Annotated in this window: 16 protein-coding genes and 5 pseudogenes; 11 read left to right on the forward strand and 10 right to left on the reverse strand. The window is 51.5% G+C overall.

Annotated elements, in window-relative coordinates:
* Window positions 1-3: 3 nt before the first annotated feature.
* The 3 genes from BV494_RS23805 to BV494_RS23815 all read right to left on the reverse strand — a co-directional run bounded on the left by BV494_RS23805 (window position 4) and on the right by BV494_RS23815 (window position 4,635).
* A complete protein-coding gene (locus BV494_RS23805; protein ID WP_104925247.1) occupies window positions 4-1,773 on the reverse strand; it encodes a GMC family oxidoreductase in 1,770 nt (589 codons plus the stop codon).
* 45 nt (window positions 1,774-1,818) lie between these two features.
* Window positions 1,819-2,544: a gluconate 2-dehydrogenase subunit 3 family protein gene (locus BV494_RS23810; RefSeq protein WP_104925248.1), complete on the reverse strand. Its 726-nt coding sequence runs from the start codon at window positions 2,542-2,544 to the stop codon at window positions 1,819-1,821.
* Between the two features lie 1,068 nt (window positions 2,545-3,612).
* Complete coding sequence (locus tag BV494_RS23815; RefSeq protein ID WP_226790115.1) at window positions 3,613-4,635, reverse strand: LacI family DNA-binding transcriptional regulator; 1,023 nt, start codon at window positions 4,633-4,635, stop codon at window positions 3,613-3,615.
* A 429-nt stretch (window positions 4,636-5,064) separates the two neighbouring features.
* Between BV494_RS23815 and BV494_RS23820 the strand changes: the two genes are divergently transcribed.
* The 6 genes and pseudogenes from BV494_RS23820 (at window position 5,065) to chbG (ending at window position 10,366) form a co-directional block, all read left to right on the forward strand.
* Window positions 5,065-5,385, forward strand: coding sequence for a PTS sugar transporter subunit IIB (locus tag BV494_RS23820; protein ID WP_104925250.1), 321 nt, complete (start codon window positions 5,065-5,067; stop codon window positions 5,383-5,385).
* Window positions 5,386-5,509: 124 nt separating this feature from the next.
* Window positions 5,510-6,868, forward strand: coding sequence for a PTS N,N'-diacetylchitobiose transporter subunit IIC (gene chbC / locus BV494_RS23825; protein ID WP_104925251.1), 1,359 nt, complete (start codon window positions 5,510-5,512; stop codon window positions 6,866-6,868).
* Between the two features lie 63 nt (window positions 6,869-6,931).
* On the forward strand, window positions 6,932-7,279 hold the full coding sequence (chbA, locus tag BV494_RS23830) for a PTS N,N'-diacetylchitobiose transporter subunit IIA (RefSeq protein WP_104925252.1): 348 nt from the start codon (window positions 6,932-6,934) through the stop codon (window positions 7,277-7,279).
* 14 nt (window positions 7,280-7,293) lie between these two features.
* Complete coding sequence (chbR, locus tag BV494_RS23835) at window positions 7,294-8,130, forward strand: transcriptional regulator ChbR (RefSeq protein WP_104925253.1); 837 nt, start codon at window positions 7,294-7,296, stop codon at window positions 8,128-8,130.
* A 79-nt stretch (window positions 8,131-8,209) separates the two neighbouring features.
* The gene (locus BV494_RS23840) at window positions 8,210-9,553 is read left to right on the forward strand and encodes a 6-phospho-beta-glucosidase (RefSeq protein ID WP_104925254.1); all 1,344 of its coding nucleotides are present in this window, start codon (window positions 8,210-8,212) and stop codon (window positions 9,551-9,553) included.
* A 47-nt stretch (window positions 9,554-9,600) separates the two neighbouring features.
* Window positions 9,601-10,366, forward strand: a pseudogene (gene chbG / locus BV494_RS23845) (chitin disaccharide deacetylase).
* Between the two features lie 95 nt (window positions 10,367-10,461).
* On the opposite strand, the gene BV494_RS23850 reads toward chbG, so the two are convergent.
* The 6 genes and pseudogenes from BV494_RS23850 to BV494_RS23870 form a co-directional block, all read right to left on the reverse strand.
* Window positions 10,462-10,935 carry a tellurium resistance protein TerW gene (locus BV494_RS23850; RefSeq protein WP_104925255.1) on the reverse strand — a complete coding sequence of 158 codons (474 nt, stop codon included), beginning with the start codon at window positions 10,933-10,935 and terminating at the stop codon, window positions 10,462-10,464.
* 388 nt (window positions 10,936-11,323) lie between these two features.
* Window positions 11,324-11,836: pseudogene (locus BV494_RS26375) on the reverse strand (HpcH/HpaI aldolase/citrate lyase family protein).
* The gene (locus tag BV494_RS26380) at window positions 11,721-12,140 is read right to left on the reverse strand and encodes an HpcH/HpaI aldolase/citrate lyase family protein (protein ID WP_369694500.1); all 420 of its coding nucleotides are present in this window, start codon (window positions 12,138-12,140) and stop codon (window positions 11,721-11,723) included. The pseudogene BV494_RS26375 and the gene BV494_RS26380 overlap by 116 nt, the downstream one beginning before the upstream one ends.
* Window positions 12,140-13,219, reverse strand: coding sequence for a cysteine protease StiP family protein (locus BV494_RS23860; protein WP_104925256.1), 1,080 nt, complete (start codon window positions 13,217-13,219; stop codon window positions 12,140-12,142). Before BV494_RS23860 ends, BV494_RS26380 begins: the two co-directional genes overlap by 1 nt.
* A gap of 1 nt (window position 13,220) precedes the next feature.
* A complete protein-coding gene (locus tag BV494_RS23865; protein ID WP_104925257.1) occupies window positions 13,221-13,961 on the reverse strand; it encodes an HAD family hydrolase in 741 nt (246 codons plus the stop codon).
* Window positions 13,954-14,207, reverse strand: a pseudogene (locus tag BV494_RS23870) (TRSP domain-containing protein); the annotation flags it as partial. The gene BV494_RS23865 and the pseudogene BV494_RS23870, both read right to left, overlap by 8 nt.
* A gap of 21 nt (window positions 14,208-14,228) precedes the next feature.
* Between BV494_RS23870 and BV494_RS23875 the strand changes: the two are divergent.
* The 5 genes and pseudogenes from BV494_RS23875 to BV494_RS23895 all read left to right on the forward strand — a co-directional run.
* A pseudogene (locus BV494_RS23875) lies at window positions 14,229-14,429 on the forward strand (TRSP domain-containing protein); the annotation flags it as partial.
* On the forward strand, window positions 14,422-15,195 hold the full coding sequence (locus tag BV494_RS23880; protein WP_104925258.1) for an HAD family hydrolase: 774 nt from the start codon (window positions 14,422-14,424) through the stop codon (window positions 15,193-15,195). The pseudogene BV494_RS23875 and the gene BV494_RS23880, both read left to right, overlap by 8 nt.
* A gap of 1 nt (window position 15,196) precedes the next feature.
* The gene (locus BV494_RS23885; protein ID WP_104925256.1) at window positions 15,197-16,276 is read left to right on the forward strand and encodes a cysteine protease StiP family protein; all 1,080 of its coding nucleotides are present in this window, start codon (window positions 15,197-15,199) and stop codon (window positions 16,274-16,276) included.
* On the forward strand, window positions 16,276-17,232 hold the full coding sequence (locus BV494_RS23890; RefSeq protein ID WP_104925259.1) for an HpcH/HpaI aldolase/citrate lyase family protein: 957 nt from the start codon (window positions 16,276-16,278) through the stop codon (window positions 17,230-17,232). The genes BV494_RS23885 and BV494_RS23890 overlap by 1 nt, the downstream gene beginning before the upstream one ends.
* A gap of 247 nt (window positions 17,233-17,479) precedes the next feature.
* Window positions 17,480-17,938: a tellurium resistance protein TerW gene (locus BV494_RS23895; RefSeq protein ID WP_104925260.1), complete on the forward strand. Its 459-nt coding sequence runs from the start codon at window positions 17,480-17,482 to the stop codon at window positions 17,936-17,938.
* Window positions 17,939-18,033: 95 nt separating this feature from the next.
* On the opposite strand, the pseudogene BV494_RS23900 reads toward BV494_RS23895, so the two are convergent.
* A pseudogene (locus tag BV494_RS23900) lies at window positions 18,034-18,279 on the reverse strand (ChbG/HpnK family deacetylase); the annotation flags it as partial.

The following is an 18,279-nucleotide window of genomic DNA, read 5'->3' on the forward strand; positions in this document are numbered from 1 at the left end:
CGCTTATGCCTGAACCAGTGGACCAGGATTTTTCAGATACTGATCTTTAATCGCCTGCGCGGCCATCAGCGTGATGGCCCCGATGGTGTCCGTCGGGTTCGCCTGGAAGTTCTGCGGGAACGCATTGCCGCCCGGCACAAAGACGTTATGCACATCCCAGCTTTGCAGGAACTTGTTCAGCGCGGAGGTTTTCGGGTTATCGCCCATGACCGCGCCGCCGACGTTGTGCGTCGAAACGTATTTGGTCAGGTCAAAGTGTGCGTCCATCGGCAGGAAGCTTTCGCTGTAGCTGTCCGGGTTCAGCTCTTTGGTGATATTGCCCACAATCCCTTTCAGGTACTGCTGAAGTTTGAGTTCGTTCTGTTTCCAGTCGAAGGTCATACGCAGAAGCGGGTAGCCGTATTCATCTTTGTAGTTCGGATCGAGATCCAGATAGATATCGCGATAAGACTGGCAGGTGGTGGTGATGCTGATTTTCATCGAATGGCCGTACCACTCTTCCATGCCTTCTTTCCAGCCCGTGCCCCACGCCGGAGTGCCTTTTGGCAGAGACGTGCTGATTGGCGTGCCGGTGGCCTGAGAACTGTGGATTTTCGCGCCGCCGATGAAGCCCAGAGCAGGGCCGTCGAAGTTGCCCGGAGAGATGTCGTTGATCATCTGGCCGGTTGCGCCCGCGGTGGCAAACGGGTTGAAGTTTTTGTCTTTGAAGAACAGTGTCGAGCCGCCGTTGCTCAGGAACGCGTAGTTACGGCCAATCACGCCTTCTTCGGTGATCGGGTTGTAAGGTTTGCCGATCCCGGAAAGCAGCATCAGGCGGACGTTACAGAACTGGAAGCTGCTCAGTACGACGATTTTCGCAGGCTGGAAGCACTCGTTGCCCTGCGCATCCCTGTAGATAACGCCTTTGGCGGTTTTCTTGTCGTCATGCAATTCGACTTTCAGCACGTTGGCGTGGACTTCATACGAGAAGTTGTCCATGCGTTTCAGGGCGTCCATGACGGCCGTCTGCGGTGAGGCTTTCGAGTAGTTCAGGCATGGATATTTACTGCAATAACCGCAGTAGTTGCACGGCGCGATCTGGTTGCCGTAGGGGTTGATCCAGGCGCGGGACACGCAGGCAGACGGGTTCGGGAACGGGTGGTATCCCATTTTTTTCGCCACTTCGGCAAACATGCTGCTGTTGAGCGTATCTTCCAGCGCAGGCAGCGGATAGGGTTCGGAGCGTGGCCCTTCGAACGGGTCGCCGCCTTCCATAATCTGGCCGCGCAGGTTGCCGGTTTTGCCCGACTGCCCGCAGATGTGCTCAAACTTGGTGTAATACGGCTCGATTTCATCCCAGGTGAACGGGAAATCCATGATCCGCATGTCTTCCTGCAAAATGCCCGGTTTGTACGCCTCATCGGCATAGGTTTTGAGCTTTAAATCGGTCGGCGTAGGGCGGATAAGCACGGCTGTCCAGTGCAGACCGGAACCGCCAACGCCCGTACCCGGCGCAAATGCGCCCCATTTACGGGTCGGCAGCGCGGTTTCGCTCATGTTGTAACGCACGGTCACGGCTGCTTCGGCAGGCGTCGCCATCACTTTATTGCGCACGGCGTAGGCGTATTCATCCGCCGGTTTCGGGTAAGCAAACTCTTCGTACCCGCGATCGCCGCCGCGCTCAAGTGCGCGCACGGTCAGACCGGCCATTGCCAGCTCGATGCTCATCAGCGAGCCCGCCCAGCCGAGGCCGACAACAACGACGTCGACTTCTGGTTTAATTACTTGTGCCATCTTTAATCCTGTCAGTCATCAGAAAACGGAAATAGCGTCCGGCGCTCAGGCGCGGGCACCTTGCAGGCTCACCGGCCCCAGCGGATAAGGGACGTTGTGTTGTTTTACCCACTCCGTAAAGCTGGCGCGCGCACCGGGGAATCCCATGGCAATCCACGCTTTCATGCCTTTGTTGCCGCCGTAAATCGGGTCTGCCAGATAGCCATGTTTGGTATCGGAAAGCAGTTCCCCGAAGAATTGCGACGCGACCAGGCTCTCTTCGCCCATATCGGCAAAACGGATGCCGTTTTTCTGGAGCTGCGTCAGGGCGTTGTCTTTGTCCTGATCGGAGAGCGCGTGGAAGTCTTTCTGATGATTTTGCTGACACCAGCTGTTCGCCAGGCGAATACCGGTTTTATAGATTTGCTGAGGACGGAAGGGGATCTGATACCCCATGGTCGCGGGCGCATGAACGTTAAACGGCCCCTGCATATAGATTTCTTCGCCGAAATCGCCGTGCATTTGTTGATCGATAAAAATCGGCACGTTGGTTTCAAGCGCGCCGGGCGCTTTCCCTTTGCCTCCTGCGGGGATCAGACGGTCAGCGGCGGCCATAATAAACTGCCACTCATCCGGGCTGAAAAACACGGGTTTATAATCGAGTAAATCCGGGGCAGCCATTTCAGCAGCCTGCGCCGCGGACAACCCTTTCATCATGATGGTGCCGACGGGCAACGCCATCAGCGACCCAAGTAAAAACTTGCGCCGGGTAGTTTTTTTTTGAAGGAGCATAGAATGACGACTCTCACATGCCTGATGTTAAGTTTGGGTTAATTGTTATTATTTTTGGGTACAAATTTATAATATCACCGCTACATTTAAAATAAATGACTAATTTCCACAATAAATGTGAGGAGGAGATATTCATAAGGTTTTTGGATATTACCGTAGAGTTTAAATTTCATTAAAAACAATAAGTTGAAGTTATTTATCACTTTAGGTTAATTTGGGTTAGTTAGCATTTTATATCAAAGAAAGGCGCCGGATAATTCCGGTTAAATTTAGATCAATATAATTACGCAAGGAAAGTTCATGTTATTTGTTGATATAAATGTTATCTAACATTTTTAACATTTAGAAAATGGAATAAATTTAATGTTTATATTTAAGGTCAATACTAGGACCTTGGGTTGCCACCCAAACGGGCTTCAAGGGCTTCACACAGATTTGTGTAAGTTTCGGTTTTTCAATTGCGGTTATCACTCAGGCCAAGACCTTGGGTTGCCACCCAAACTGGCCTTAAGAGGCGCCTATCGCCGCGCCTCTTAAGAATCTCCGGCTCTTTAACTGCGCGCTGCCGCTCGCTGGCTATGTTTCAGGTGCCGTAGCTATTGCCGCGAAAACTTGCCGCTGCGCGGTACCTTCATTTCGGTCTTCGAGACTAAGGTCTCGAAACACTCATTCAGCAAGTTTTCTGAAAGCGGCTGGAGGCATTTTTAATTCAAAATCAAAACCACCCTACATCATTCTTCCGAATTACATAGCCATTGGCCGCTTTCAAAAAACGCGCCGCAGGGAGAGGTGGAAAACCGCGTATCTTTACGCGCGGTTTGTAACCCGACAGGAGGGCACCGCGCAGCGGCGGGATTTTGCGGCAATAGATGTGGCTGCTGAAACATAGTCAACAAGTGATAGCGCGCAGTAAAAAAGACGCGGAGATTCCAAAGAGGCCCCGTCCTGGGCCTCTTTGGTCGGTTTCGGCGCAGCGCGTTAAGCGGTCACTGCAATTGAAAAACCGAAATTTACACAAGTCTGCGTGACGTCCCTTTGGGCCAGTTTGGGTGGCCAACCCAAAAACAATCAGGCTGATTCTCTGATCACCAACCGATACCCTGTATCCAAAATCGGCTCCTCAACCGGAATCCCTTCAATTCTGTCCGCCAGCATACTGGCCGCTTTGATCCCCAAATCCCATTTATCCACGCTCACGGTCGTGATCGAAGGCCGGTTATGGGCGGCGAAATTCAAATCGGCAAAACCGATCACGGAAAAATCATCGGGCACGCGCAGCCCCTGCGCTTCCGCTTCCATGATCACGCCTTGCGCCAGCGTGTCGGAACTGCAAATGATCGCGTCGAAACGCTCGCCGCCGGAAATCATCTCTTTCAGCGCCGTGCGTCCGACTTCCATATTGGCAGGCAGCGACACCATCATTTCGCGGATTTCCGTGCCAGGCTGCGAACGCAGCACGCTGATCGCGCCATTTTTACGCACCACGGCACGTCTGTCCGAGGCACAGATAAAGCCAAATCGCGTGAAGCCTTTCCCGAGGAAGTATTCGCCAATCGCATTGCCGACTTTTTCATGGGAGAAACCGATCAACATATCAATCGGCGTCGGGGTTAAATCCCAGATTTCCACGACGGGAATATTGGCGTTGAGGATGATTCTTTTCAGATCTGACGAATGATGAATACCGGTCAGAACGATGCCGTCCGGACGGCGCGAGAGCAGGGTGGCGACAATCTCGGTTTCCGATTCCGGCTCGTAACCGACAATACACAGCAACATATGGTAGCCGCGCGCCGCCAGTGCATCGCTGATCGCCTGAACGGTATCGACAAACATGTTGTTGTTAATCTGCGGCACGACCACGGCAATCAGCTTCGTGCGGCTGGTCGCCAGCCCGCCGGCGAGCATATTGGGGATATACCCGGTTACGTTCACGGCTTCCATCACCCTGGCGATCGTCGCGGGGCGCACAACTTTGGGATTATTCAACGCCCGGCTGACCGTCATCGGTGAAAGACCGGCTTCTCTGGCGACATCTTCAAGCGTGGCCGTACGGGAACGGCCTGTGTGATTCTTTATTATATTATTCAAAGCATTGCTCACTGGTTTGCAAGTTCAAACTACGAATGTTTGCGCAATCATTAGCAGTTTCTCACAAGAAAATGAGGGACGATAGACCCAAAGTGTTAAAACGCTGTTATCAGAGAGATATCAATTTGAGGGGGAAAATTCTTAACCTTTCATATGCTCATCAGCTACGTGCCGTTGTGCCCCTGTAAACGGGGATCTTAATTATTTCCGCGAATTATTTCCCCAAAACGTGAAGGGAGTCATGGGCGATGGTCAAGGAGAGACAATTTCTATAAGTTCAGAATTATCCCTGCCGGAAGTGATGCCGTATACTTCTCCCAAGCAGAAACAATTAACTATCTTCCTTTATCTGCTGACACTGAGTAATGACAGATAAAGAAGGATCCGTTGTCAGACCTGCACTTTATACGGGATACGAGGGTTTTCATTATGGAAAAGAAAGTCATTTATTTGTTTTGTTCCGCCGGAATGTCCACTTCTCTGCTGGTTTCTAAAATGAAGGTTCAGGCCGAGAAATACGAAGTGCCTGTCATTATTGAAGCATTTCCTGAAACGCTCGCCGCTGAAAAAGGTAGCGCGGCCGATGTGATCCTTCTCGGCCCGCAAATTGGTTACATGCTGGAAGAAATTAAGAAAGTATTACCGGGCAAACCGGTTGAAGTGATTGATTCTGCCCTCTACGGCAAAATTGATGGATTAGGTGTATTGAAAGCAGCGGTTGCTGCGATCAAAAAAGCAGCAGCTCAGTAAGTTTTAACTTTTGCGTCAATTTTAAATTAGCAGTGATGAAGCATTTTTAAGTCAAAGAGAACTCCAGTCAAAGAGCGAATTTCATACCCTTGCCGCCGGAAGGCGGCATTAAAGGAAAATGCCAATGAGCAAAGCCATTGATTCACTTGAAAAGATACTTCTCCCGTTTGCGGTAAAAATAGGTAAGCAGCCACACATTAATGCCATCAAAAATGGCTTTATCAAATTAATGCCGCTGACCCTGGCTGGCGCCATGTTCGTTTTAATTAATAACGTATTCCTGAATTTCGGTGCCGGTTCCTTCTTTTATTCCTTAGGCGTTCGCTTAGAACCATCAACCATTGAAACGCTGGCGGGTTTAAAAACCATCGGTATCAACGTTTATAACGGTACGCTCGGAATCATGTCGCTGATGGCACCGTTCTTTATCGGCATGGCGTTAGCCGAAGAGCGAAAAGTCGATTCTCTTTCTGCGGGTTTATTAGCCGTCGCCGCATTTATGACCGTCACTCCTTATAGCGTCGGTGAAGCGTATGCCGTTGGCGCAAACTGGTTAGGCGGTGCGAATATTATTTCGGGGATGGTGATCGGGCTGGTCGTCGCTGAAATGTTCACGTTTGTTATTCGCCGGAACTGGGTGATTACGTTACCCGCCAGCGTACCGACTTCTGTCGCACGTTCATTCTCTGCGTTAATTCCGGGCTTTATTATTCTGTTTATTTTCGGGGTGATTTCCTGGTTGCTCGGATTATATGGCCACAACTTCCACCAGATTATTATGGATTCTATTTCCAAACCTCTGGCGTCAATGGGAAGCGTAGTGGGCTGGGCGTATGTGATTTTCAACTCACTGCTGTGGTTCTTTGGTGTGCATGGTTCTCTGGCGCTGACCGCGCTCGACAACGGCATCATGACGCCGTGGGCATTGGAAAACATCGCGCTGTATACCGAATACGGTTCTGTGAGTGCGGCGATTGAAGCGGGCAAGACCTTCCACTTCTGGGCCAAGCCGATGCTGGACTCCTACATTCTGCTGGGCGGTTCCGGGGCAACGCTGGGTCTGATTATCGCCATCTTTATTGCATCACGCCGTGCGGATCACCGTCAGGTGGCGAAGCTGGCACTGCCGTCAGGCATCTTCCAGATTAACGAACCGATTCTGTTTGGTCTGCCGATAATCATGAACCCGGTCATGTTCATCCCGTTCGTGCTGGTGCAGCCGATTCTGGCCGCTATCACGCTGGCGGCCTACAGCATGGGTATCATTCCGCCGGTCACCAACCTTGCACCGTGGACTATGCCGACCGGGCTGGGTGCGTTCTTCAACAGTAACGGCAGCATTGCGGCGCTGCTGGTCGCCTTGTTCAACCTCGGGGTCGCCACGCTGGTTTACATGCCTTTCGTGATTCTTTCCAATAAGGCACAGGCGATTATTGAAGAAGAAGAAAGCGAAGAAGACATTGCGGCTGCACTGAAATTCTAATCTGACCTGAAGGCGGGACAACAAAATGTCCCGCCTTCAGCGGACTTTCAAGGAGAGATAAACATGTTTGATTTAGACCATATCGAAGATACCGAAACTGAGTTGCAGGATCTGGAAGAAGTGGTAATGGGGTTAATCATTAACTCCGGGCAGGCACGCAGCCTGGCATATGCCGCGCTGAAAAAGGCTAAAGAGGGTGATTTCGAACAGGCCCGCGCGGTGATGGCGCAGTCAAAAATGGCGCTGAACGAAGCGCATCTGGTGCAGACCAAACTGATTGAAGGCGATCAGGGTGAAGGAAAAACCAAAGTCAGCCTGGTGCTGGTACACGCGCAGGATCATCTGATGACGTCGATGCTGGCCCGTGAACTGATTGCAGAACTCATTGAGCTTCATGAAAAAATAAAATAACGTAGGGATCCGGGATGCAGCCACAGGTATTGAGCATGGAAATCAAGACAGCGCGCGAGAATCAACTCTTCGACGGTCAAAATTTCCACATGTTCATCTACAACAAAGTAGAGAGTATTTCCGGGCTGCATGAGCATGACTACTACGAATTTACCGTGGTGCTGACAGGGCGTTATTACCAGAACGTCAACGGGAAAAGGGTATTGCTGGAGCGAGGAGATTTTGTTTTTATTCCTCTGGGTTCGAATCATCAAAGCTTTTATGAATTTGGCGCAACAAGAATATTGAATGTCGGCATCAGCAAAGCTTTTTTCGAACAGCATTATCTGGCTCTCTTACCGGCTCAATTCATCGCATCGCAGGTTTATAAAATAAACCACGAATTCCTGAATTATATTGAGTCTGTCACGGCGTCTCTTAATTTTCGAAACGGCGAATTTAATGAATTTCTTGAGATGGTGACGTTTTATATTGTCAACCGTCTGCGCCATCATCGTGAATCAGAAGTGACGGCGGATATTCCGGGCTGGCTGACGATGGCCGTTGAGAAAATGCATGATAAATCGCGTTTCGGGGATAAAGCCTTATCTAATATGGTGCAGTTGTCCGGTAAGTCTCAGGAGTATCTGACCCGCGCCATGCAGCGTCATTACGGCAAAACGCCGATGCAAGTCATCAATGAGATTCGTATTGATTTTGCGAAGAAACAGCTGGAAATTACAAACTACTCCGTCACCGATATTGCATTTGAATCCGGTTACAGCAGTCCGAGTATGTTTATTAAAAATTTCAAAAAACTGACTTCATTTACGCCGAATCATTACAGGAAGAAATTATTCAGCATTAATTAAATATCTATTTTTATAGATTGACCGTTTATATTAACCGTTTTTGTAATTTACAGTGCATCATTATTGCACGGGAGCTCCTATGCGTAAAAAACTGAAAGTGGTCACCATTGGTGGCGGAAGCAGTTATACCCCTGAATTACTTGAAGGCTTTATTAAGCGTTACGATGAATTACCGATTACTGAATTATGGCTGGTCGATGTAGAAGGCGGAAAAGCCAAACAGGATATTATTTACGATCTTTGCGTGCGTATGGTTGAACGCGCGGGTGTGTCAATTGAAATACATAAAACGTTGGATCGCCGCGCCGCGCTGGCGGGTGCCGATTTCGTCACCACGCAGTTGCGTGTAGGGCAATTAAAGGCACGTGAACTGGATGAGCGTATTCCGCTGAGCCACGGCTATCTGGGCCAGGAAACCAACGGTGCAGGCGGGTTATTCAAAGGATTACGCACAATCCCGGTGATTTTTGACATCATCAAAGATGTCGAAGAAATCTGCCCGGACGCCTGGGTGATTAACTTTACCAACCCGGCGGGCATGGTGACAGAAGCGGTATTCCGTCACACCCAATTCAAAAAATTCATTGGTGTCTGCAACATTCCTGTCGGCATGAAAATGTTCATTCAGGACGTGCTCAAACTGTCAGCGGAAGACGATTTGTCGATCGACCTCTTTGGCCTGAACCACATGGTGTTCATCAAAGACGTGCTGGTTAACGGCGAATCCCGTTTTGCAGAGCTGCTCGACGGCGTGGCGTCCGGCACACTGACCGCCGGTTCGGTGAAAAACATCTTTGATTTACCGTTCAGCGAAGGGTTGATCCGCTCGCTGAACCTGCTGCCATGCTCGTATCTGCTGTATTACTTCAAACAGAAAGAGATGCTGGCGATTGAAATGGGCGAATTCTACAAGGGCGGCGCACGTGCAACCGTGGTACAGAAAGTCGAGAAACAACTCTTCGACCTGTACAAAAACCCGGAACTGAACGTCAAACCGAAAGAGCTGGAACTGCGCGGCGGCGCGTATTATTCGGATGCGGCCTGCGAAGTAATCAGCGCGATCTACAACGACAAACAGACCGAGCAGTACGTCAACTTCCCGCACAACGGCCATATTGATAATATTCCGGCTTACTGGGCGGTGGAAATGACCTGCACGATTGGCCGCGACGGCGCGAAACCGCATCCGCGTGTGACGCACTTTGACGATAAAGTGCTCGGGCTGATCTACACCATTAAAGGCTTTGAAATCGCGGCCAGCGAGGCGGCGCTGAGTGGGAAACTCAATGATGTCCTGCTGGCGCTGAACCTCAGCCCGTTGATTCATTCCGATAAAGACGCCGAAAAGCTGGCCCGGGAAATGTTGCTCGCCCACGAAGCGCTGCTACCAAACTTTGCCGATACGATTGCCGCGCTGAAATAATCCGCCGCCCTCCCGTAAAAAGGAGGGCGCGTTAAAAAGGGACGTTTATGGATAGATTACTGATTGTGAACGCCGATGATTTCGGGCTGTGTAAAGCGCAGAACTACGGGATTATCGACGCGTTCAACAATGGCGTCGTGACGTCCACCACGGCGATGATGAATATGCCCACCATCGGACATGCGGCGGCGCTGAGCGCGGCAAATCCGGTGCTGGCCGTCGGATGCATTTCGTTCTGACGCTGGGAAAACCGCTTTCGCCAATGCCTGGCCTGGTGCGCGAAAACGGTGAGCTGGGAAAATGGGTCTGGGAAATGGCGGAGCAGGGAACGTTGCCGCTCAATGAAATTAAGCAGGAACTGGAAGCCCAGTTTGCCCGGTTTGTGGAACTGTTTGGCCGTCCTCCCACGCATATCGACAGTCATCATCACGTCCATCTGCTCGCGCCTATTCTCCCGATTGTCGAAGCTTTTGCGAAAGAACTGGGCGTGGCGATACGCATCGACCGTGATGAAATCAGGAAAGGCGAAATTGTTCTGCGCGGTGCGCAAAGCACGCAAGGTTCGACAGCACTTTCTACGGCGAAGCGATTTCAGAAGCGCTGTTTCTGAATACATTGGATCAGGCTACCGCGCGCGGCGATGAGTCTCTGGAAATCATGTGCCATCCTTCGTTTATCGATAACACGATCCTGGCGAGCAAATATTGCTATCCGCGGCTGGCGGAACTTGACGTGCTGACGTCTGCTTCGCTGAAACAGGCAATTGCAGAACGCGGATTCAGGTTGGGGACGTTTAAGGATTTATACGTTTAAACGCGATGACTTAAATTGGCAGCCTTTTAGCGCCCGATAATGTTTATCGGGCGTTTTGTCTTTCTTCGACAGAGTGTGAATTTTACAGGTTGTCTTTACTGAGATATGCCACGTTGAGTCAGTGATGCAGAAAATTCAGCAATCGAGTGATCGACCAAAAGCTCGACAACGTCACTTCGTGTCGTTCCCACAAGCATGGCAAGTCGATCAATCTTTCGCAACACTGACATTCGCAAAGATAGCGACACGGCTTTCTTCTTTTCCTTATCGAGAGATACTTTGCTGACCGTCTCGCCCGCATGAAATTCGGCACTTGAGCTGAGGGCTTCATTCATCCGGCGGATGGTTTTCTTATCCAAAAGTCCCGATTCAGCAAGCAGATAGGAATGTGTGGCTTTACTGTACCGGATCTCAGCAGAGTACGTCTCCCGCAGCGCTTTTAGCGCACGCGTTAAAGTAGGCTCGGAACAGGCAAGCTGGTGAATAATTTTTTGGGTCGGTACGGGCTGGCCTGAACTTAGCAGGATAGCCAGCCGAAAAATACGTGCTTGTCGTGTACTGAGTTGCATAATTAATGAGTGCCTGCTGTCGTTTTTATGGGCTCAAAAGCATGAGAAATACGGGTTGTGGTCATATTCTCATTAATTGAAATCGTCCATGCGCTGCTATCGGATCAATTTGATCATTGTTGTTGAAATGTAAACCCGACAGGGAACAAACCCTATCAGATGTAACCTCAATCTCAGTTAAATCAACATCGAGAAAGACAAGGGATTATGCTGATCGGTTTCGAAATCTGCATCCCGCCTTTCTCCCCTCAGTGTTGGTTTGTCAGTGTTACCAGTCGCACACCTTCCTGCGGACTTTCCTGGGCAATCCCATAAACCAGGGCTTGTTCAAGGATCCTTGCGGGCCCAACGCCGGTGCGTGGCGGGTTCACACATGGCACCTTGCGATTTAAAAGACGGCCTGACTGGAGTTTAAGATCCTCAGGGCATCCGCATGGTCGGCAGGCGTGACCATCAGTGCCCGTTCAATTTTAGCAATCTGGTTGGGATGAATGGCGGTTTTTCCGACCAGTCCGTGCGCTATATCGAGTGCCAGTTCCCGCTCCATGACGTCATGGTCATCAATGTGTTCGCAGACGGTGATGTCAGGGCAAAATCGCGAGATCCAAAAACGGCCACCAGCATCTTGATGACGTAACCCATCGGGCTGTCATACAGGGTGAGATGCGCGGGCGGCGCAGGAAATGACGTTCATGAGGTCATTTCCGCCAATACGCAGCACAATGATCCGGTCATGACAAGGATGCCTGACCAGTGTCGTCGCGAGCTCCCGCATCTGCATCACATCAAAGACGTCTTCCGTTTCCAGCGTCGGCATCATGCACAGGTGTGTGTCTTTCATAATCTCCCACCACTGAGGCAGGGAGGCGAGGGTGAACTTGGGCAATACAAGCCCGTCCACCGGCCGACAGATCCAAAGAGGTCGTCAGGTACTGCCCCATCTCTGTGTGGCGTGGACGTATAAAGACCAGAGGCCATTCGGCCCCCTGACCCTCTGCCTTAGCAGAAACGTAACGCTGCGAGTATTGCTTTAAATTATCCATGGCCGCAGGCACATCGGCCTCGCTGACCGCGTCCTCAAGGCAAATGACAATCGAACGCAGGCCTTCAATTTCATTACTCAGCACGCTTTTTGCAATATCAGAACGCGTTGCAGGCATATAGAGCGTGGCACCCAGACGGTATGGCGAAAGTCTCTTTGTCATCAGTGAACCTTTTTAATAATGGTGATGGCACGATATTGTCCGATGCGATCGCCGACCTCAGTGATGGTGATATTTTTTTCACGAGCCAGATACACCAGCAGCGCGACGTCAGGATCGTCCACCGAACGAACAAGAACGTGCTCAGGCACCCGGCGCAGAACGGCACGTGTCGCTTCGGCAATACCGGGTTTAATCCGGTTAATGCTTGAAATAGCGTATTCGGCGGCCAGCGACGCGATGACCCGTTCACTTTGTGATTTCAGTTGCGTAAAACGCTCAGGGTCCCACTGGCTGGCGGAAATCTCGCTCAGATCAAGTGAGTTCCGGCAATCTGCCACTGTATCTACCAGCTGGCGGCTGCATTCAAACTGGCGGAGATGTTCACACTGAACGCAGCCGTGCAGTCCTTCTGATGACCAGATGGAACGGGAGATAAGTCCGGAGACAGGGGCTCCCATGATGCCGAAGGGAATTAACCAGTCATCATCGCTGGCGGCAAGCCAGGACACGCCGCAGGGGTCAGCCAGAACAACGAGGCGGGGATCCTGCGGATAGCCAGCGCGTGATGACAGCGAGCGTCGAAGTTCGCCGGTAATTGCACCTTTGCCCGTCCACCCATCGACAAACACCACACCTTCCGTGCCGTGCCGATCCTCAATCCAGTCCATGGCTGTTTCATCAATGCCCCGGTCTCTGATAATGCTGACACCGTAATGGTGAGACGGTTTGCCCATCGCCCGGAGTGTCTGATGCAACATGACGCCAAGGGGAACACCGGCCCGCACCAGACTGACTAAAACAATCGGCGTATCGCCGAAACGTTCAGACAATGCTTTCGCCAGCATCACCACTTCTCGCGCCAGACGGACTGCGCCCTGGTCCAAGGCCCGGGCAAACAAATCCAGATGCCAGTTTGTCGGTTCAGGCTCCTGACTCAGCATGTCGGAGTAATGCTTTGCCCCGGACTGAATAAGCTGCTCTTTTTGGTCTACGGGCGTCATTTCCATTTCAACCGGCTTCAGAAGAAAGTGGACGTCGTCGGGCAGATAAGAACCGGAAAAAGGGATAAATGGCTGCATACTATTTCTCTCCGAAAACATGGCGACTGATTTGTTCGGCGAACTGGCTCTGCCGGGGCAGGCCAAACCAGTGACACAGCTTCATGAAACGATGATCACTCAGGCTGTCTCCCAGACCAATAACAGGGAAAACGCCGCGTTCGGCACGCAGTTTATTCAGCAGGTACTGCGTCGCGAGACCTTTTTCTACGGGTGTGGGAAGCCAGGCAATGTTGTTGCTGTTGCGATGAATGTAAAAACCTTCTGTCGGGAATGTCGCTTCGATTTCATCACCGATAGCATAAAGTTCTTCCAGCCGTGTGCTGTCGGTGTGCTTCATCACCAGATACACCGGCGTATTGTCATATTCGTAATTGATACGCGCCCAGCCCTGAATCCCGCGCGTTTCCATCAGAGACGTGATGTCGTGCTGCATCTTCAGCAACTGATCCCGATAGGCGGACAGACTCATGAGCATCTGAGCTTTCCACTCTTCATCCGGCTTTCCTTCCGGCGTCAGGATCACCGCACCATGTGTCACGATCGCCCACGAGCGAAACGGGATAGTCACGCGACTCATTTCTTCCGTACCCCGCGCAGTGACCGGGATAAAGTCAGCGTGCTCAAGCAGCCAGTCCACCAGCATGGATTGTTCTTCGGTCATGAAGCTGCGGGCTTCCATTGAACGATCTAAAGCGCCCGGACGGTAGGGTGTCTGGAAAAGGGTGTCATCGAGATCAGAAAAAACGACCGGCTTATTCATAAACGATCACCTCAACGGCAGGAGCCACGGCGTTTAATGCCGCAAGCAGCGCAGGGTCGACACTCTCAGCCGGTGTTTCGATACACAGGAGAATGCGGTCAAACTGCTGATGCGCGACGTTATAGACATAATTCGGAATACCCAACCCGTAATTATCCGTAAGGCAATCGCGGACTCGATGGCGAACCCGGTGGAAATCGGGGACCGTTGTGCGCGAACCTGATTTCGCGCGAATTCCAGGTTCGCCGCACAACGGCCCCGATTTCCACCGGGTTCGCCATCGAGTCCGCGATTGCCTTTACGGATAATTACGGGTTGGGTATTCCGAATTATGTCTATAACGTCGCGCATCAGCAGTTTGACCGCATTCTCCTGTGTATCGAAACACCGGCTGAGAGTGTCGACCCTGCGCTGCTTGCGGCATTAAACGCCGTGGCTCCTGCCGTTGAGGTGATCGTTTATGAATAAGCCGGTCGTTTTTTCTGATCTCGATGACACCCTTTTCCAGACACGTCGGAAAATGGTGGATGAACTGGCGCTTGAACCCTACCGTCCGGGCGCTTTAGATCGTTCAATGGAAGCCCGCAGCTTCATGACCGAAGAACAATCCATGCTGGTGGACTGGCTGCTTGAGCACGCTGACTTTATCCCGGTCACTGCGCGGGGTACGGAAGAAATGAGTCGCGTGACTATCCCGTTTCGCTCGTGGGCGATCGTGACACATGGTGCGGTGATCCTGACGCCGGAAGGAAAGCCGGATGAAGAGTGGAAAGCTCAGATGCTCATGAGTCTGTCCGCCTATCGGGATCAGTTGCTGAAGATGCAGCACGACATCACGTCTCTGATGGAAACGCGCGGGATTCAGGGCTGGGCGCGTATCAATTACGAATATGACAATACGCCGGTGTATCTGGTGATGAAGCACACCGACAGCACACGGCTGGAAGAACTTTATGCTATCGGTGATGAAATCGAAGCGACATTCCCGACAGAAGGTTTTTACATTCATCGCAACAGCAACAACATTGCCTGGCTTCCCACACCCGTAGAAAAAGGTCTCGCGACGCAGTACCTGCTGAATAAACTGCGTGCCGAACGCGGCGTTTTCCCTGTTATTGGTCTGGGAGACAGCCTGAGTGATCATCGTTTCATGAAGCTGTGTCACTGGTTTGGCCTGCCCCGGCAGAGCCAGTTCGCCGAACAAATCAGTCGCCATGTTTTCGGAGAGAAATAGTATGCAGCCATTTATCCCTTTTTCCGGTTCTTATCTGCCCGACGACGTCCACTTTCTTCTGAAGCCGGTTGAAATGGAAATGACGCCCGTAGACCAAAAAGAGCAGCTTATTCAGTCCGGGGCAAAGCATTACTCCGACATGCTGAGTCAGGAGCCTGAACCGACAAACTGGCATCTGGATTTGTTTGCCCGGGCCTTGGACCAGGGCGCAGTCCGTCTGGCGCGAGAAGTGGTGATGCTGGCGAAAGCATTGTCTGAACGTTTCGGCGATACGCCGATTGTTTTAGTCAGTCTGGTGCGGGCCGGTGTTCCCCTTGGCGTCATGTTGCATCAGACACTCCGGGCGATGGGCAAACCGTCTCACCATTACGGTGTCAGCATTATCAGAGACCGGGGCATTGATGAAACAGCCATGGACTGGATTGAGGATCGGCACGGCACGGAAGGTGTGGTGTTTGTCGATGGGTGGACGGGCAAAGGTGCAATTACCGGCGAACTTCGACGCTCGCTGTCATCACGCGCTGGCTATCCGCAGGATCCCCGCCTCGTTGTTCTGGCTGACCCCTGCGGCGTGTCCTGGCTTGCCGCCAGCGATGATGACTGGTTAATTCCCTTCGGCATCATGGGAGCCCCTGTCTCCGGACTTATCTCCCGTTCCATCTGGTCATCAGAAGGACTGCACGGCTGCGTTCAGTGTGAACATCTCCGCCAGTTTGAATGCAGCCGCCAGCTGGTAGATACAGTGGCAGATTGCCGGAACTCACTTGATCTGAGCGAGATTTCCGCCAGCCAGTGGGACCCTGAGCGTTTTACGCAACTGAAATCACAAAGTGAACGGGTCATCGCGTCGCTGGCCGCCGAATACGCTATTTCAAGCATTAACCGGATTAAACCCGGTATTGCCGAAGCGACACGTGCCGTTCTGCGCCGGGTGCCTGAGCACGTTCTTGTTCGTTCGGTGGACGATCCTGACGTCGCGCTGCTGGTGTATCTGGCTCGTGAAAAAAATATCACCATCACTGAGGTCGGCGATCGCATCGGACAATATCGTGCCATCACCATTATTAAAAAGGTTCACTGATGACAAAGAGACTTTCGCCATACCGTCTGGGTGCCACGCTCTATATGCCTGCAACGCGTTCTGATATTGCAAAAAGCGTGCTGAGTAATGAAATTGAAGGCCTGCGTTCGATTGTCATTTGCCTTGAGGACGCGGTCAGCGAGGCCGATGTGCCTGCGGCCATGGATAATTTAAAGCAAATACTCGCAGCGTTACGTTCTGCTAAGGCAGAGGGTCAGGGGGCCGAATGGCCTCTGGTCTTTATACGTCCACGCCACACAGAGATGGGGCAGTACCTGACGACCTCTTTGGATCTGTCGCCGGTGGACGGGCTTGTATTGCCCAAGTTCACCCTCGCCTCCCTGCCTCAGTGGTGGGAGATTATGAAAGACACACACCTGTGCATGATGCCGACGCTGGAAACGGAAGACGTCTTTGATGTGATGCAGATGCGGGAGCTCGCGACGACACTGGTCAGGCATCCTTGTCATGACCGGATCATTGTGCTGCGTATTGGCGGAAATGACCTCATGAACGTCATTTCCCTGCGCCGCCCGCGCAATCTCACCCTGTATGACAGCCCGATGGGTTACGTCATCAAGATGCTGGTGGCCGTTTTTGGATCTCGCGATTTTGCCCTGACATCACCCGTCTGCGAACACATTGATGACCATGACGTCATGGAGCGGGAACTGGCACTCGATATAGCGCACGGACTGGTCGGAAAAACCGCCATTCATCCCAACCAGATTGCTAAAATTGAACGGGCACTGATGGTCACGCCTGCCGACCATGCGGATGCCCTGAGGATCTTAAACTCCAGTCAGGCCGTCTTTAAATCGCAAGGTGCCATGTGTGAACCCGCCACGCACCGGCGTTGGGCCGCAAGGATCCTTGAACAAGCCCTGGTTTATGGGATTGCCCAGGAAAGTCCGCAGGAAGGTGTGCGACTGGTAACACTGACAAACCAACACTGAGGGGAGAAAGGCGGGATGCAGATTTCGAAAAACCGATCAGCATAATCCCTTGTCTTTCTCGATGTTGATTTAACTGAGATTGAGGTTACATCTGATAGGGTTTGTTCCCTGTCGGGTTTACATTTCAACAACAATGATCAAATTGATCCGATAGCAGCGCATGGACGATTTCAATTAATGAGAATATGACCACAACCCGTATTTCTCATGCTTTTGAGCCCATAAAAACGACAGCAGGCACTCATTAATAAACTCCTGTATTTTTCGGCTGGCTATCCTGCTAAGTTCAGGCCAGCCCGTACCGACCCAAAAAATTATTCACCAGCTTGCCTGTTCCGAGCCTACTTTAACGCGTGCGCTAAAAGCGCTGCGGGAGACGTACTCTGCTGAGATCCGGTACAGTAAAGCCACACATTCCTATCTGCTTGCTGAATCGGGACTTTTGGATAAGAAAACCATCCGCCGGATGAATGAAGCCCTCAGCTCAAGTGCCGAATTTCATGCGGGCGAGACGGTCAGCAAAGTATCTCTCGATAAGGAAAAGAAGAAAGCCGTGTCGCTATCTTTGCGAATGTCAGTGTTGCGAAAGATTGATCGACTTGCCATGCTTGTGGGAACGACACGAAGTGACGTTGTCGAGCTTTTGGTCGATCACTCGATTGCTGAATTTTCTGCATCACTGACTCAACGTGGCATATCTCAGTAAAGACAACCTGTAAAATTCACACTCTGTCGAAGAAAGACAAAACGCCCGATAAACATTATCGGGCGCTAAAAGGCTGCCAATTTAAGTCATCGCGTTTAAACGTATAAATCCTTAAACGTCCCCAACCTGAATCCGCGTTCTGCAATTGCCTGTTTCAGCGAAGCAGACGTCAGCACGTCAAGTTCCGCCAGCCGCGGATAGCAATATTTGCTCGCCAGGATCGTGTTATCGATAAACGAAGGATGGCACATGATTTCCAGAGACTCATCGCCGCGCGCGGTAGCCTGATCCAATGTATTCAGAAACAGCGCTTCTGAAATCGCTTCGCCGTAGAAAGTGCT

This window comes from Rahnella sikkimica (genome assembly GCF_002951615.1).
In the GTDB taxonomy this organism is placed as follows: domain Bacteria; phylum Pseudomonadota; class Gammaproteobacteria; order Enterobacterales; family Enterobacteriaceae; genus Rahnella; species Rahnella sikkimica.